The following is a 15,414-nucleotide window of genomic DNA, read 5'->3' as shown; positions in this document are numbered from 1 at the left end:
TTTGTCGCAATTCCAGTGGGAAAACCGCTTCGCACTTTTCCAGGAATTGCTTGTGTTCAGAATGTCATGGTCCGGCGGGACGCCAGGATCTTTTGCAGGACGGCACAATCGATATCCGCCGGCACTGGGCGTTCGCCCGTGATCAGCGGCAGGAATTCGGTGTCGGGAATATCGAGAAGCCCTTCATATTGGTCGATTTCCTCGGCGGTCAAGGCACCGATCTCGGCGTCAGCGAAGGTGCCGAGAATAAGGTCCATCTCGCGCATGCCGCGATGCCAGGAGCGGAACAGGAGCTTGCGGCGGCGGGCATCCAGCCCCTCGCTTGATCGTTTCGTTCCAGTCATTGTGGCGCATCCTCACTTGCTGCGGCGCATATAGCGTGGATAGAAGGGGCTGTCAGCCTTGCGCTGCAGCCGTCGCGACATAAGCTGACATCATGCGTCCTTCCATCCTCGATCCTTTGTTTGTCCCGATCACTTCGCTTGCCGGCGTCGGGCCGAAGGTCGGCGCACTGATCGAGAAAATTGTCACGGCTGATCTTGGTGATCGCGCGGCCCGCGCCGGCGATCTTCTGTTCGTCCTGCCGCACACCGTCATCGACCGCCGCAACCGGCCGGGCATCGCGCTCGCGGCCGAAGGCGCGATCGTCACGCTCGAGGTGCGCATAGATCGTCACCAGCCGCCACCGCGCGGCAACCGGTCGGTGCCCTACCGGGTCTACGCCCATGACGACACCGGCGAAATCGGTCTGACCTTCTTCCATGCGCATGCCGCCTATCTCGAAAAAGCAATGCCTGTGGGCGAGCATGTCGTGGTCTCGGGCCGCATGGAATGGTTCAACGGCCGCCCGACCATGGTCCACCCCGACCATATCGCGCTGGCGAGCGAAGCGGAGAACCTGCCGCTGGTCGAACCGGTCTATCCCCTCACCGCCGGGCTGTCCGGCAAGGTGCTGCGCCGGGCGATCGGCCAGGCGCTCGTCCGCGTGCCCGAATTCCCCGAATGGCAGGACGGCGCCTTCATGCGCCGGCATACCTTTCCCACCTTTGGCGATGCGCTCGCCCGCATCCATAATCCGGCCGACCCGATCGACGTCTCCATCGAGGGTGCCGCCTGGCGGCGCCTTGCCTATGACGAGTTGCTGGCGGGCCAGGTCTCGCTGGCGCTGGTGCGGTCAAAGATCCGCCGCCTGTCCGGGCGTCCCCTGGTCGGCGACGGCAGCATCGTCGAGAAACTGAGCGCCGCCCTTCCCTATTCGCTGACCGCAAGCCAGGAATTCGCGCTCGCCGAGATCAATGCCGACCTCGCCGATCCCGAACGCATGCTGCGGCTGCTGCAAGGCGATGTCGGTTCTGGCAAGACGGTTGTCGCGCTGCTTGCGATGGCGCGCGCTGTTGAGGCTGGCGGCCAAGCGGCATTGATGGCACCCACCGAAATCCTGGCGCGCCAGCATCTGTCGACAATTGCCCCGCTCGCTGCCAAGGTCGGGCTGCGCATCGCCATTCTGACCGGCCGTGAAAAAGGCCGAGAACGCACAGAAACGCTGGCTGGTCTCGCAAGCGGCGAGATCGACATCGTCGTCGGTACCCACGCGCTGTTCCAGGAGACGGTGACCTTCCACGATCTGGTCTTCGCCGTGATCGATGAGCAGCATCGCTTCGGTGTGCATCAGCGGCTGGCCATCACCGCCAAGGGCGACGCGCCCGACATGCTGGTGATGACCGCCACGCCGATCCCGCGCACGCTGGTGCTGACCGCCTTCGGCGACATGGATGTGTCGAAACTGACGGAAAAACCGGCCGGCCGCCAGCCGATCCGCACCGTCACGCTGCCCTTGGAGCGGCTCGACGAGCTGGTCGGCCGCATGGAGGACGCCGTCGCCGGCGGCCAGAAGATCTACTGGATCTGCCCGCTGGTCGAGGAATCCGAAGAGATCAAGCTGATGTCGGCCGAGGACCGCTTTGCTTCGCTGAGACCGCTATTCGGCGACCGTATCGGCCTTGTCCATGGCCGCATGAAAGGCGCCGAGAAAGACGAGGCGATGCGCGCCTTCAAGGAAGGCGAAACCCGCATCTTGATCGCCACCACGGTCATCGAGGTCGGCGTCGATGTGCCGGATGCCACCGTCATGGTCATCGAACATGCCGAACGCTTTGGCCTTGCGCAACTGCACCAGCTGCGCGGCCGGGTCGGGCGCGGCGACAAGCCATCCTCCTGCGTGCTGCTCTACAAGGATCCGCTGGGCGAGACGGCAAAACGCCGGCTGTCGGTGATGCGCGAGACCGAGGACGGTTTCCTGATCGCCGAGGAAGACCTTAAACTGCGCGGCGAAGGCGAATTGCTGGGCACCCGCCAGTCCGGCACGCCGGGTTTCCAGGTGGCGCGCATCGAGGCGCATGCCGATCTACTGGAAGCTGCCCGCGATGATGCGAGGCTTATCCTGTCACGCGACCCGGAACTGCAATCCGACCGCGGCGAGGCGCTGCGCCTGCTGCTCTATTTGTTCGGCCGCGACGAGGCCGTGCGGCTCTTGCGCGCCGGATGAAGCCCTAGCGGCGGATTGGCGACCGTTCCGTTGATCGGCTCGCCATTCAGCGTCACCATCTTGGTTTTCACCTCAGGCGCCACCAGCCCGGCCGACACGATCAGCTTGGCGCCGTCCTCGATCGTCATATCGAGTAGCACAATGTCCGACTTCAGCACATACATGAGAAAGCCGGTGGTCGGATTGGGCGTGCAAGGCATGAACACGGCGATCAGCGGATCGCCTTCCTGGTCGAGCTTCTCATTGATCTCGGTTTCCTTCTCGCTGGCGACGAACACCAGCGACCACACGCCCTTGCGCGGATATTCGACCAGCCCGACCTGTCGGAACATGTCGCCCTTGTTCGACAGCACGGTCTCGAAAATCTGCTTCAGCGAGCCATAGATGCCGCGCACCAGCGGCATGCGGCCAAGCAGGCGCTCGCCGAAACCGACAATGGCACGGCCGACGATGTTGGCGGTGAGAAAACCGATCAGCGTGATCAGGATCAGTGCGACGATCAGCCCGAACCCCGGAACCGGAAACGGCAGGTAGGTGTCGGGGCTGTAACGCGCTGGAATATAAGGCTTTACCCAGGAATCGACCCAGCCGATGAACGACCAGGCGATATAGGCGGTGATCGCCAGCGGCGCGCAGACGACGAAGCCCGTGAGGAAATAGTTCCTCAGCCGGGTCATGCCGGAAGTCTTGGGAGCATCGGACATGGTTCACCGGGGCGCGGGTTGCAGCGCAACATTAGTGAACCGCAGCCCGGTTTGGAACTGCGAAGTTTTTAAAGGGTCGATTATGCCGCCGCTTCCAGCGGTTCGATCTTCTCGAGTTCCGTCGCGAGCTTCTTCGCTTCGGTCTCAAGTTGGTAAGCCTGCTGAAAATTCATCCAAAACTCGGGCGTGGTATTGAAAAATTTGGCAAGGCGAAGCGCCGTATCAGGGGTCAAACCGATCTCTTCCTTGGCAATGCGTTCAATACGGGTGCGCGGCAGATTGAGCTTTTTCGCCAGCGCGCCTGCACTCATGCCAAGCGGAACGAGATATTCTTCCCGCAGGAATTCTCCAGGATGAACTGGACGTGCAAACTTGAGCATAATTCAGGATCCTCAAACGTTCAGGGCAAGTGCCCGCTTAATGGTAGTCGACGATCTCCACGTCTTCAGCGCCAGCAGCGGTCCACCTGAAGCAGATACGCCACTGGTCGTTGATGCGAATTGAATGCTGCCCGACGCGGCTCCCTTTCAGGGCTTCCAGATGATTTCCGGGTGGCGATCGAAGGTCATTCAATTGAGCGGCGTTGGCAATTGCGCGAAGGCGACGTTCACCACGGGCAACCAAATCCGGCGGGAAGCCTTTTGGCGCCTTCCCTTCGGCAACCACTTCGACCGCCTTGCCTTTGAACGAAACGATCAACGACGCGCCCTCTTGGATGTATCATACACTGATACAGTCCCTGCGCAAGAAAATGTATCACCGGTCGATACAAAATTTGCCGCCAGCTGATCGGCGTCAATGGAAGGGTTGCCGATAGCTACTCCACCGTCACCGATTTCGCCAGATTGCGCGGCTGGTCGACGTCGGTGCCCATGAACACGGCGGCGAAATAGGCCAGCATCTGGATCGGCAGCGCATAGATGATCGGCGAGATGATTTCCGGCACGTCCGGCAGGATGATCGTCTCCATCGTCTTCACGCTCACCTGTGCGGCCCCCTTGCTGTCGGTGATCAGGATGATCTTGCCGCCGCGCGCCGCCACTTCCTGCATGTTGGACACGGTTTTCTCGAAAATGCGGTCATGCGGCGCAATCACGATGACCGGCATGTTCTCATCGATCAGCGCGATCGGCCCATGCTTCAACTCGCCCGCCGCATAGCCTTCGGCGTGGATATAGGAGATTTCCTTGAGTTTCAGCGCGCCTTCCATGGCCAGCGGGAAATTCGTGTCGCGGCCGAGATAGAGCACGTCCTTGTAGCGCGACAGTTCGCGCGCGATGCGCTCGATCTGCTCTTCGAGCTTGAGCACCTGGTTGGCATAGCGCGGCGCTTCCGAAAGCGCACGCACCAAGGTCTTTTCCTGCTCGTTCGAAATCGTGCCGCGCGCCACGCCGGCGCGCACTGCGAGAGACGCCAGCACCGAGAGCTGACATGTAAAAGCCTTGGTCGAGGCGACGCCGATCTCGGGGCCGGCGAGCGTCGGCAGCACGACGTCGGATTCGCGCGCCATTGTCGATTCGCGCACATTGACGATGGCGCCGATCTTCATGCCGGCCTTGCGGCAGTAGCGCAGCGAGGCCAGCGTGTCGGCGGTCTCGCCCGACTGTGAGATGAAGAACGCCGCATCATCGGCCGACAGCGGCATCTCGCGGTAGCGGAACTCCGAGGCGACATCGATGTCGACCGGCAGCCGCGCATAGCGCTCGAACCAGTATTTGCCGATCAGGCCGGCGAGATAGGCTGTACCGCAAGCCGAGATCGCCAGCCGGCCGATCTTGGCGAAGTCGAACGGCAGATCGAGCGGCTTCGAGACGCCGGAGACGAAATCCACATAATGCGCCAGCGTGTGCGAGATCACCTCGGGCTGTTCATGGATTTCCTTCTCCATGAAATGGCGCCGGTTGCCCTTGTCGACCATGAAGCTGGTCGACAGCGACTGCTGCCGCTTGCGCTCGACCTTTTTGCCGTCGATGTCAAAAATGGTGACGCCATCGCGGCGCACCACCGCCCAGTCGCCGTCTTCCAGATAGGTGATCGAATTGGTGAACGGCGCGAGCGCGATGGCGTCGGAGCCCAGAAACATCTCGCCATCGCCATGGCCGACGGCGAGAGGCGGGCCATTGCGGGCGCCGACGATCAGGTCTTCGTCGCCCTTGAACATGATCGCCAGTGCAAAGGCGCCTTCCAGCCGCTTCAGTGCCTGGTGCGCAGCCTCGACCGGCTTCAGCCCCTTGGCGAGTTCGCGCGCCACCAGATGCGCCACGACCTCGGTGTCGGTCTGCGACGAGAAAGAGTAGCCGTCGCGGATCAGCTCGTCGCGAAGCTCGGCGAAATTCTCGATGATGCCGTTGTGGACGATGGCGACGCCATCGGAAAAATGCGGGTGCGCATTGGTCTCATTGGGCACGCCATGGGTCGCCCAGCGCGTGTGGCCGATGCCGATCGTGCCGTCGAGCGGCTCCTCCTTGAGCCGGCGCTCCAGGTTGATCAGCTTGCCTTCGGCGCGGCGGCGGCCAAGCTGTCCCTTTTCGATCGTGGCGACACCGGCCGAGTCATAGCCGCGATATTCGAGCCGTTTCAGCGCATCGACGATGAGCGGCGCAACCTGCGAGTGACCGACGATTCCAACGATACCGCACATGCAGACAGTCCCCGATTCCCCGTGCAAGACCAGCGCTATTTAGGGATGGCCGGCCGGCCACGAAAGTCACATTGCATTTCGTCCGGTGTAACGGACGGATGCGCACGCATGCACCATGCCAGACCGCTCTTGCAATCCCGTTACTGCAATTGCTCGGTTTTCAGCGATCCGGTTTTCGTTCCGGCAATATTTGGCTAAGCTTTCAGCCATGAATGAAGCCCAACCCACAATTACACTCTGGCGCCCAGTTGGCCCTCAGGAATTGAAACTGATCGAGGCGTCGGACATGCGGGCATTTCCGCCGCGCCTGCCCGATCAGCCCATCTTCTATCCAGTTCTGTCGGAAGCCTATGCCGTGCAGATCGCCCGCGACTGGAATGTGCCGGCAAGTGGTTCTGGCTTCGTGACGCGCGCGATGTCCTGAAAAGCTTCCTGGATGGCTATCGTGTCGAACACGCCGGCAGCAGGGCGCACCTCGAATACTGGATACCCGCCGAGGATTTGCCAGCCTTCAACAACGCGCTCATCGGCAAGATCGAGGTGACGGCTGCGTTCGGAAAGGCCGCCGAAAGCACCGTTTGAGAATTATTCGGCGGCCTTCTTCTTTGCCGCCGCGGCTGAGGCAAAACGCTCGCGCAATTCCTTGCCCTTGCCCGGGATTGTCTTCTGGCGGGCACGGCCGAAGGCCAGCGCATCGTCGGGCACGCTTTCGGTGATGACGCTGCCGGACGCGATGTAGCCGCCCTTTCCAATCGACACCGGCGCCACCAGCGAGGAGTTGGAGCCGACAAAGGCGCCCTCGCCGATATCGGTGAAGAATTTCGAATAGCCGTCATAGTTGCAGGTGATGGTGCCGGCGCCAATATTGGCACCCGCGCCAACGCGGGCATCGCCGATATAGGTCAGATGGTTGACCTTGGCGCCCTCCTCGATGACAGCCTGCTTGACCTCGCAGAAGTTGCCGACCTTGGCTTTCTGCTTCAGATCGGCGCCCGGCCGCAGCCGCGCGTATGGCCCGACATCGCAGTTGGACGCAATGGTGGCGCCTTCGATGTGGCTGAAGGCATGGATCTTGGCGCCCGTGGCAATCTTCACCCCTGGGCCGAACCAGACATTGGGTTCGACGAGCGTGTCGGCGCCGATCTCGGTGTCATGCGAGAAATACACGGTCTCCGGCGCGATCAGCGTCACACCCGAAAGCATCGCCTCGTGCCGGCGGCGCTGCTGCCAGATGCCCTCGGCCTGCGCCAGCTCAGCTCGGTTGTTGATGCCGAGCGCATTTTCGAAGCTGGCTTCTGTCGCGACCACATCAAGGCCGCGCCCGCTGGCGATCTCAACGATATCTGTGAGGTAATATTCGCCCTTGGCATTCTTGTTGCCGACCGCGTCGAGCAGCTTCAGCGCGTGGGCGCCGGCCACCGCCATCAGCCCGCCATTGCAGAAGGTGATCTCCTTCTCTTCCTCGCTGCAGTCTTTCTCCTCGCGGATGGCGACGAGCTTGCCGCCCTTTTCGATCAGCCGGCCGTAGCCGGTTGGATTGGGTGTACGGAAGCCGATGACCACGACGGCGGCACCTTCCGCCAGCTTTAGCCGCGCCACCGTGAGAGCGGTCGCATCGATCAGCGGCGTGTCGCCGAACATTACCAGCACATCATCATAACCCTTTGATATCGCTTGGCGAGCAGCCAGAACGGCATGCGCCGTGCCAAGACGCTTTTCCTGCACGAAGGTCTCTGCGTTCGGTGCGAACTTCGCCGCCGCCTTGCGCATCTCATCCGCACCATGCCCGATCACCAGCGCCTGGTCGCCGGCGCCAGCAGCTTCAGCGGCTCTCACCACATGGGCAACCATCGGCAGCCCGGCGATATGGTGCAACACCTTCGGCAGGGCGCTCTTCATGCGCGTGCCTTCGCCGGCGGCAAGGATGACGGACAGGCAGGATCTCTGGCTCATGGATGGACAACCATATGAAAAGGGTTGGGAATCAAATCATGCTAGCAGCCGTGCCATGCTGCACCAATGCGGTTAAATTCCGGTGAGATTGGATCTGGAATCGATGTGTTCGATGGCCGGCGCTCTGGAAAAGCAAGCGTTTAACCGAATTTGAATTTGCAAGAGATATAGGAAAAATAGGCGTCCAGCGCCCCCTGAAGGGAGATGGTGAATTGAGATACGTTGCCGACATGGCAATCGCCTTTGCAGCTATTGTCTTCGGCGCGGCTATCGGCATTCCAGTCTGTTGGCTCATCGCCGCCGAACTCCAAGACAAAGCGTCAGCTTTCTCCCTGGAAAGCACCATTCATACGCTAGTTGTAGCTACAGTGCTCGGGGCAGTTTTGGGTGCTGGATGTGCGCTTTTTCTCTTGGGAAAGATATCAAAAAAGCGATAGCCGTCGGGACCCGCTACCCTAGCCGTCCCAGCACCGGAAAGTTCTCCAGCAGCCAATACGACACCGTTTGCACGCCGCCGGTGAGGAAAAACACACCGGCGACCACCAGCAGCGCGCCGATCGCCTTTTCGACCCGGCCGAGATGGACGCGGAATTTTCCGAGGAAGCGCATGAAGGCGCCGGAAAACAGCGCTGCGATGAGGAACGGGATGCCCAGCCCAAGCGAATAGGCGGCGAGCAGCAGCGCGCCCTCGCCCACGGTTTCGCGACCACCGGCAAGCGTCAGGATCGGCCCCAGCACCGGGCCGATGCACGGCGTCCAACCGAAGGCGAAGGCGAGCCCCATGACATAGGCGGCGATAGCACTGGCTGGTTTTCCCTGCGACTGGAAGCGCGCCTCGCGCGACAACAACGGAATGCGCAGGATGCCGAGAAAATTCAGGCCCATCAGGATGATCAGCACGCCGGCGGCCATCGCCAGCGGCTCCTGCCAGACGCGCAGCAGCCGTCCGATGGTCGAGGCGCCGGCTCCGAGCGCGACGAACACTGTCGAGAAGCCGAGCACGAAAGCAACCGAGGAATAAAGCAGTGCGCCACGCGTACCTTCCCTGGCCGTCACGCCCGCATTGCCGCGAAAATCGTCGACCGAAACGCCGGCCATATAGCAGAGATAGGGCGGCACCAACGGCAGCACGCAAGGCGACAGGAACGAGATCGCCCCCGCCCCGATCGCGCTGACATAGCCGATGTCCAATGCCATTCCCAAGCTCCGACTGTTTGGCGACGATATAGCGACGGTCAAGCACGTCTGCCAATCACCATTGTGTGGAAAGTCATCGCCGCATGCGCGCGTCGGGGACGAAAGCACGTGCGTTGGACGTTGATGCAAAGAGGCCGCGATTTCCCGCGCGTCTCCAAATATCAGTCAGGGAGATTTCCATGAAAACCATAACCATAGGGCTGGCCGCACTTCTGCTCAGCACCGCCGCATCCTTCGCCGCCGACGCGTGGAAGGAAGCCGAGGTCAATGGCACCAAGATCTACACCGACGCCATGGGCATGACGCTCTACACCTATGACAAGGACGAGAAGGGCAAGACCAACTGCTACGACAAGTGCGCCACCAACTGGCCGCCGCTGAAGGCCGAGGCCGGCGCCAAGGCGGACGACGAATGGAGCGTTGTCGACCGCACCGACGGCACCAAGATGTGGGCCTATGACGGCAAGCCGGTCTACACCTTCATCAAGGACAAGAAGGCCGGCGATGTGACCGGCGATGGCGTCGCTGGCGTCTGGCACATCGTCAAGGCCAACTAGTCCTCGACCGTTGCCCGCCTGCTGGCGGGAAAAAGCTGGTCGCCGGGCATCTTTCCATGCCGCCGGCGGCCAGCGTCAGGCAGCCTGTCACGGCGTCGTCCCGATGTTGTGCGCTGCCGGCTTTTCCTCGACTCGGCGGAAAAATGAATCGGGCTGTTTCCACTGGCTCGAGACCGCCATCTCTCCAAGCCGAAATCTGTGATTTTCTCCATACACTCTAAGAGTGTATTGCTGCGGAGAGCCCTGCAATTTGGGCGCTTCCCCTTGACCCGATGCAAAAGCGCGGCCATGTGAGCGACAAATAGAACGAGATTTCGTCGCGCGCAGCGGAATTCTTCTGCCGCACCACAGCTGATATGAGACCTCATGGACGTCGTCGTCGTCGAATCGCCGGCCAAGGCGAAGACAATCAACAAATACCTCGGCAGGAACTACAAGGTTCTGGCCTCGTTCGGCCATGTCCGTGATTTGCCGGCCAAGGACGGCTCGGTGCGTCCGGACGAGGATTTTGCCATGTCCTGGGCGGTCGATACCGCGTCAGGCAAGCGCCTCGCCGACATCGCCAAGGCGGTCAAGGATGCCGATGGCCTGATCCTCGCCACCGATCCCGATCGCGAAGGCGAAGCCATTTCATGGCATGTGCTGGAAGTGCTGAAGCAGAAGCGCGTGCTGAAGGACAAGTCGGTCAGCCGTGTCGTCTTCAACGCCATCACCAAGTCGTCGGTGCTGGAAGCCATGGCCAATCCGCGCCAGATCGATGCGCCGCTGGTCGATGCCTATCTCGCCCGCCGGGCGCTCGACTATCTCGTCGGCTTCACGCTGTCGCCGGTGCTGTGGCGCAAACTGCCGGGCGCACGCTCGGCCGGCCGCGTCCAGTCGGTGGCGCTGCGCCTGGTCTGCGACCGCGAATCCGAGATCGAGCGCTTCATCCGCGAGGAATATTGGCAGATTGCCGCCCTCCTCGGCACGCCGCGCAACGACACATTCGAAGCGCGGCTGACCGCCTTCGAGCGCAAGAAGCTGCAAAAGCTCGACATCGCCAACAAGGCGCAGGCTGACGACATCAAGGGAATGCTCGAGGGCGCGACCTTCAAGGCGCTGTCCGTCGAAGCCAAGCCGACCAAGCGCAATCCCGGTCCGCCCTTCACCACCTCGACGCTGCAGCAGGCGGCCTCATCGGGCCTCGGCTTCTCCGCCACGCGCACCATGCAGGTGGCGCAGCGGCTCTATGAGGGCATGGAGATCGGTGGCGAGACCACCGGCCTGATCACTTATATGCGAACCGACGGCGTCCAGATGGCGCCCGAAGCGATCGACGCTGCCCGCGACGCCATCGCCAAGGAATTCGGCCCGAAATACCTGCCCGAAAAGCCGCGCCAATACACCGCCAAGGCCAAGAACGCCCAGGAAGCGCACGAAGCCATCCGCCCGACGGATTTCATGCGCACCCCGGCATCGGTCAGGCAATATCTCGATTCCGATCAAATGCGGCTCTATGAGCTGATCTGGAAGCGCGCCATCGCCAGCCAGATGCAGCCGGCCGAAATCGAGCGCACCACGGTCGAGATCGAAGCGGTCAACGGCGCCCGCACCGCCGAGCTTCGCGCTGTCGGTTCGGTCGTTCGCTTCGACGGCTTCATCGCTGCCTACACCGACCAGAAGGACGACGATGCGGAAGACGAGGAAAACCGTCGTCTGCCCGAAATCCGCGCCGGCGAGCAGCTTGCCCGCCAGGCGATCAACGCCACCCAGCACACGACCGAGCCGCCGCCGCGCTACTCCGAGGCGACGCTGATCAAGAAGCTGGAAGAGCTCGGCATCGGCCGCCCCTCGACCTACACCGCGATCCTGAAGACGCTCGAGGACCGCGACTATGTCACCATCGACAAGCGCCGGCTGGTGCCGCAGGCCAAGGGCCGGCTGTTGTCGGCCTTCCTCGAAAGCTTCTTCGAGCGCTATGTCGAATACGACTTCACCGCCTCGCTCGAGGAAAAGCTCGACGAGATTTCGGACGGCAAGCTCGCCTGGAAGGACGTGCTGCGCGATTTCTGGAAGGATTTTTCCGGCGCCGTCGCCGACATCAAGGAACTGCGCGTCACCGACGTGCTCGATGCGCTGAACGAGGAACTGGCGCCACTGGTGTTTCCCACAAGGGAAGACGGCTCCAACCCGCGCATCTGCCCGAAATGCGGCACCGGCAATCTGTCGCTGAAGCTCGGCAAGTTCGGCGCCTTTGTCGGCTGCTCGAACTATCCGGAATGCTCCTTCACCCGCCAGCTCGGCGACGCTGCCAACCCGAATGGCGAGAATGGCGGCGGCGAGGACGGCACCAAGCTGCTCGGCAAGGATCCCTATACGGCGGAGGAAATCACGCTGCGCTCAGGCCGCTTCGGCCCCTACCTCCAGCGTGGCGACGGCAAGGAAGCCAAGCGCTCGAGCCTGCCCAAGGGCTGGACGCCCGACTCCATCGATCATGAGAAGGCGTTGGCGTTGCTGGCGCTGCCGCGCGATATCGGCAAGCATCCCGAAACGGCCAAGATGATCTCGGCCGGACTTGGTCGTTACGGCCCGTTCGTGCTGCATGACGGCACCTATGCCAATCTCGACTCCATCGAGGATGTATTCTCTATCGGCCTCAACCGCGCCGTCACCGTGATTGCCGAGAAGCAGTCGAAGGGCAAGGGCGGCCGCAATGGCGGCACTGCGGCAGCGCTCAAGGAACTCGGCGACCACCCCGATGGCGGCGGCAAGATCGTCGTGCGCGACGGCAAATACGGGCCTTACGTGAATTTCGGCAAGGTCAATGCCACGCTCCCCAAGGGTAAAGATCCGCAATCGGTGACCGTCGAGGATGCGCTGGCGCTGATTGCCGAGAAGGAAGCCAAGGGCGGCGGCAGCAAGAAGCCGTTCCGCAAGGCAGCAGCAGCCAAGGCGCCGGCAGCCAAGAAAACAGCGGCCAAGAAGCCGGCGGCGAAGAAAAAAGGGTAGGACGGCGTGGCGCGCAGGATCACCGGACGAAGCCACGGCGATCCACGCACCGCCGACACCAGAGCCAAGGTCAAGGACGACTACAGGCCCTCGCGCGACGAAATCCTGCGCTACATCGCCGAAAATCCCGATCGTGCCGGAAAGCGCGACATCGCCAAGGCGTTCGCGCTGCGCGGTGACGACCGCATCTGGCTGAAGGACATCCTGCGCGACCTGCAGGACGAAGGCGTTCTCACCAAGGAACGCAAACGGTTGGCCCGCGTCGGCGCCCTGCCCCATGTCGCGGTGCTCGACATTTTCGGCCGTGACGGCGACGGCATCCTGCTGGCGCATCCGGCCGAGGCCGTCGGCACCGGCGAACCGCCCGTGGTCTCGATCCGCGTCTCACGCAGTGGCAACGGCCCGGCACCGGGCATTGGCGACCGCGTGCTGGCCAAGACCTTCCCGACCGATGATCCGTCTGGCCCCGCCTATACCGGCCGGGTGATGAAGATTTTCGAGAAGCGCACCGATGCCGTACTCGGCGTCTTCCGTGTGCTGCAGGACGGTACTCTCCGCATCGAGCCGGTCGAGCGGCGCCAGCCGGAGCTGATCGTCGACAAGGAATTCCAGAACGGTGCCAGGAACGGCGACCTGGTCGAGGTCGAGCCCGCGCGCGCCTCTCGCTATGGGCTGCCGCGCGCCAAGGTGCTCAACGTGCTGGGCTCGCTGACCAGCGAAAAGGCGGTCTCGATGATCGCCATCCACGCCCACGACATTCCGCACATCTTCCCGACCGATGTCATCGCCGAATCCGAAGCCGTCAAGCCGGCGTCGATGGACCACCGCGAGGACTGGCGCGATCTGCCGCTGGTCACCATCGATCCGGCCGACGCCAAGGACCATGACGACGCTGTCTTCGCCACACCTGACCTCGACGAGAAAAACCCGGGCGGCGTGATCGCCACCGTCGCGATCGCCGATGTCGCCGCCTATGTCCGCTATGGCACTGCTCTCGACCGCGAAGCCTTGAAGCGCGGCAATTCGGTTTATTTCCCAGACCGCGTCGTGCCGATGCTACCTGAACGCATCTCCAACGACCTCTGTTCACTGCGCGAGGGCCAGGATCGGCCGGCGCTCGCAGTGCGCATGACCTTCTCCGCCGATGGCCACAAGATCCGGCATTCCTTCCACCGCGTGATGATGAAATCCGCGGCGAAACTTGCCTACCCGCAAGCGCAGGCGGCCATCAACGGCGTGCCGGACGACAAGACCGGTCCGATCCTCGACACCGTGCTGAAGCCGCTATGGGACGCCTATGCGATCCTGAAACGCGGACGCGACGGCCGCCAGCCGCTCGAACTCGACTTGCCGGAGCGCAAGATCCTGCTCAAGCCGGACGGCACGGTCGATCGCGTCATCGTGCCGGAACGGCTCGATGCCCACAAGCTGATCGAAGAATTCATGATCCAGGCCAATGTCGCCGCCGCCGAGACGCTTGAGGCGAAGAAGCAGGCGCTGGTCTACCGCGTCCATGACGCGCCTTCGCTCGCCAAGCAGGAATCGCTGCGCGAGTTCCTGCAGACGCTCGGCCTGTCGCTGGCGCGCGGCGCGCAGATGCGGCCCAGCCAGTTCAACGGCATCCTGGAGCGCGTGCGCGGCGCAGACAATGAAGGGCTGGTCAACGAAGTGGTGCTGCGTTCGCAGAGCCAGGCCGAATATTCGCCCGGGAATATTGGCCATTTCGGCCTCAATCTCAGGCGCTACGCGCATTTCACCTCACCGATCCGCCGCTACGCCGATCTGATCGTGCATCGCGGGCTGATTGCCGCACTCGGCCTCGGTCCAGGAGGGCTGACGCAGGATGAGGCAGCCCGGCTCGAAGACGTTGCGATATTGATCTCCGGCACCGAGCGGCGCGCCATGGCGGCCGAGCGTGACACAGTCGACCGGCTAATCGCGGCCTATCTCGCCGAGCGCATCGACGACCGGTTCGACGCCCGCATCTCCGGCGTCACCAAATCAGGACTATTTGTCCAATTGCCGCAGTTTGGCGCAGATGGCTTCATCCCGGTGTCAACTCTGGGCGGCGATTACTATATATACGACGAAACGGCCCGCTCCCTGTTCGGAGAACGCTCGGGCAAAGGCTACCAGCTCGCGGACCGCGTCGAGGTCCGGCTCATCGAGGTGGCACCAATGGCCGGCGCGATGCGCTTCGAGATGTTGACCGACCCGAAGCCCCTGCCAGGCTCCAGCAAGTCGTTTCACAAGGCTAAAGGCCGCGCCCGTGCGTCGCAATCGCGATCGGGTTCGCGCGGCAGGAGACGATGATGCCAAATGAATTAGGGATACAAGAACAGGTTTTCGGCGGCGAACATCACACGGGCCGGGTTGCCCGCCCGCTGTGGACGGCCATGAAGCGCGGCCTCTTGGGCCGCTGCCCGAATTGCGGCGAAGGCAAGCTGTTCCGCGGCTTCACCAAGACCGTCGAAACCTGCAGCGTCTGCGGTGAGGAAATTCATCACCACCGCGCCGACGACCTGCCGGCCTATCTGGTTATCGTCATCGTCGGCCACATCGTTCTCGGCGCCTTCATGGGCGTGGAAGCGACGTCGACCTTGTCCACATGGCAGCACATCGCCATTTGGGTGCCGCTGACCATCGTTTTGTCGGTTGCGCTCCTGCAGCCTGTCAAAGGCGCCGTCATCGGACTGCAATGGGCGTTCTATATGCACGGATTCGGTGGCGAAAAGGATGGGACAGAGTCCCACCACGGCGCCTGAAGCGCCGCTGGCGCAACATACCGACCGTGAAAGGCCACTTTCGTTTGCAAGAAGTTTCCGCTAG

At 62.4% G+C, this 15,414-nt stretch carries 13 protein-coding genes and 1 pseudogene; 7 read left to right on the top strand and 7 right to left on the bottom strand.

All coding sequences use genetic code 11. The annotated features are described in order from the left end of the window. Positions 1 to 56: 56 nt before the first annotated feature. Complete coding sequence (locus AC56QX_RS21970; protein ID WP_477220328.1) at positions 57 to 344, bottom strand: succinate dehydrogenase assembly factor 2; 288 nt, start codon at positions 342 to 344, stop codon at positions 57 to 59. 92 nt (positions 345 to 436) lie between these two features. Here AC56QX_RS21970 and recG point away from each other — a divergent pair, with 92 nt between their 5' ends. After that, positions 437 to 2,545: an ATP-dependent DNA helicase RecG gene (gene recG, locus AC56QX_RS21965; RefSeq protein WP_497110583.1), complete on the top strand. Its 2,109-nt coding sequence runs from the start codon at positions 437 to 439 to the stop codon at positions 2,543 to 2,545. Here the strand turns inward: recG and AC56QX_RS21960 are convergent. The 4 genes from AC56QX_RS21960 to glmS form a co-directional block, all read right to left on the bottom strand. Then, a complete protein-coding gene (locus AC56QX_RS21960; RefSeq protein ID WP_497110582.1) occupies positions 2,497 to 3,249 on the bottom strand; it encodes a DUF502 domain-containing protein in 753 nt (250 codons plus the stop codon). The genes recG and AC56QX_RS21960 overlap by 49 nt on opposite strands. Positions 3,250 to 3,329: 80 nt before the next feature. After that, on the bottom strand, positions 3,330 to 3,629 hold the full coding sequence (locus AC56QX_RS21955; RefSeq protein ID WP_497110581.1) for a HigA family addiction module antitoxin: 300 nt from the start codon (positions 3,627 to 3,629) through the stop codon (positions 3,330 to 3,332). Positions 3,630 to 3,666: 37 nt separating this feature from the next. Next, positions 3,667 to 3,948: a type II toxin-antitoxin system RelE/ParE family toxin gene (locus tag AC56QX_RS21950; protein WP_497110580.1), complete on the bottom strand. Its 282-nt coding sequence runs from the start codon at positions 3,946 to 3,948 to the stop codon at positions 3,667 to 3,669. Positions 3,949 to 4,066: 118 nt separating this feature from the next. Continuing rightward, complete coding sequence (gene glmS, locus AC56QX_RS21945; RefSeq protein WP_497110578.1) at positions 4,067 to 5,890, bottom strand: glutamine--fructose-6-phosphate transaminase (isomerizing); 1,824 nt, start codon at positions 5,888 to 5,890, stop codon at positions 4,067 to 4,069. 208 nt (positions 5,891 to 6,098) lie between these two features. Here glmS and AC56QX_RS21940 point away from each other — a divergent pair. After that, a pseudogene (locus AC56QX_RS21940) lies at positions 6,099 to 6,472 on the top strand (ADP-ribosylation/crystallin J1). 3 nt (positions 6,473 to 6,475) lie between these two features. On the opposite strand, the gene glmU reads toward AC56QX_RS21940, so the two are convergent. Continuing rightward, complete coding sequence (gene glmU, locus AC56QX_RS21935) at positions 6,476 to 7,843, bottom strand: bifunctional UDP-N-acetylglucosamine diphosphorylase/glucosamine-1-phosphate N-acetyltransferase GlmU (protein WP_497110576.1); 1,368 nt, start codon at positions 7,841 to 7,843, stop codon at positions 6,476 to 6,478. A 212-nt stretch (positions 7,844 to 8,055) separates the two neighbouring features. Between glmU and AC56QX_RS21930 the strand changes: the two genes are divergently transcribed. Beyond that, complete coding sequence (locus AC56QX_RS21930) at positions 8,056 to 8,280, top strand: hypothetical protein (protein WP_497110574.1); 225 nt, start codon at positions 8,056 to 8,058, stop codon at positions 8,278 to 8,280. 13 nt (positions 8,281 to 8,293) lie between these two features. Here the strand turns inward: AC56QX_RS21930 and AC56QX_RS21925 are convergent, their stop codons facing one another. Next, on the bottom strand, positions 8,294 to 9,040 hold the full coding sequence (locus tag AC56QX_RS21925; protein WP_497110573.1) for a cytochrome c biogenesis CcdA family protein: 747 nt from the start codon (positions 9,038 to 9,040) through the stop codon (positions 8,294 to 8,296). A gap of 179 nt (positions 9,041 to 9,219) precedes the next feature. Here AC56QX_RS21925 and AC56QX_RS21920 point away from each other — a divergent pair, with 179 nt between their 5' ends. The 4 genes from AC56QX_RS21920 (at position 9,220) to AC56QX_RS21905 (ending at position 15,350) form a co-directional block, all read left to right on the top strand. Next, a complete protein-coding gene (locus AC56QX_RS21920; RefSeq protein ID WP_172228561.1) occupies positions 9,220 to 9,597 on the top strand; it encodes a COG4315 family predicted lipoprotein in 378 nt (125 codons plus the stop codon). 366 nt (positions 9,598 to 9,963) lie between these two features. Further along, entirely contained in the window at positions 9,964 to 12,585 is a 2,622-nt protein-coding gene (gene topA, locus AC56QX_RS21915; protein WP_497110571.1) for a type I DNA topoisomerase, read from the top strand. A 6-nt stretch (positions 12,586 to 12,591) separates the two neighbouring features. After that, entirely contained in the window at positions 12,592 to 14,898 is a 2,307-nt protein-coding gene (rnr, locus tag AC56QX_RS21910) for a ribonuclease R (protein ID WP_497110570.1), read from the top strand. Beyond that, positions 14,898 to 15,350 carry a DUF983 domain-containing protein gene (locus AC56QX_RS21905; protein ID WP_497110569.1) on the top strand — a complete coding sequence of 151 codons (453 nt, stop codon included), beginning with the start codon at positions 14,898 to 14,900 and terminating at the stop codon, positions 15,348 to 15,350. The genes rnr and AC56QX_RS21905 overlap by 1 nt, the downstream gene beginning before the upstream one ends. The last annotated feature ends 64 nt before the right edge of the window (positions 15,351 to 15,414 follow it).

This window comes from Mesorhizobium sp. RCAM 06353 (assembly GCF_059683585.1).
The sequence above is the reverse complement of the archived record's forward strand: the minus strand, read 5'-3'. Positions and strand labels throughout refer to the sequence as shown.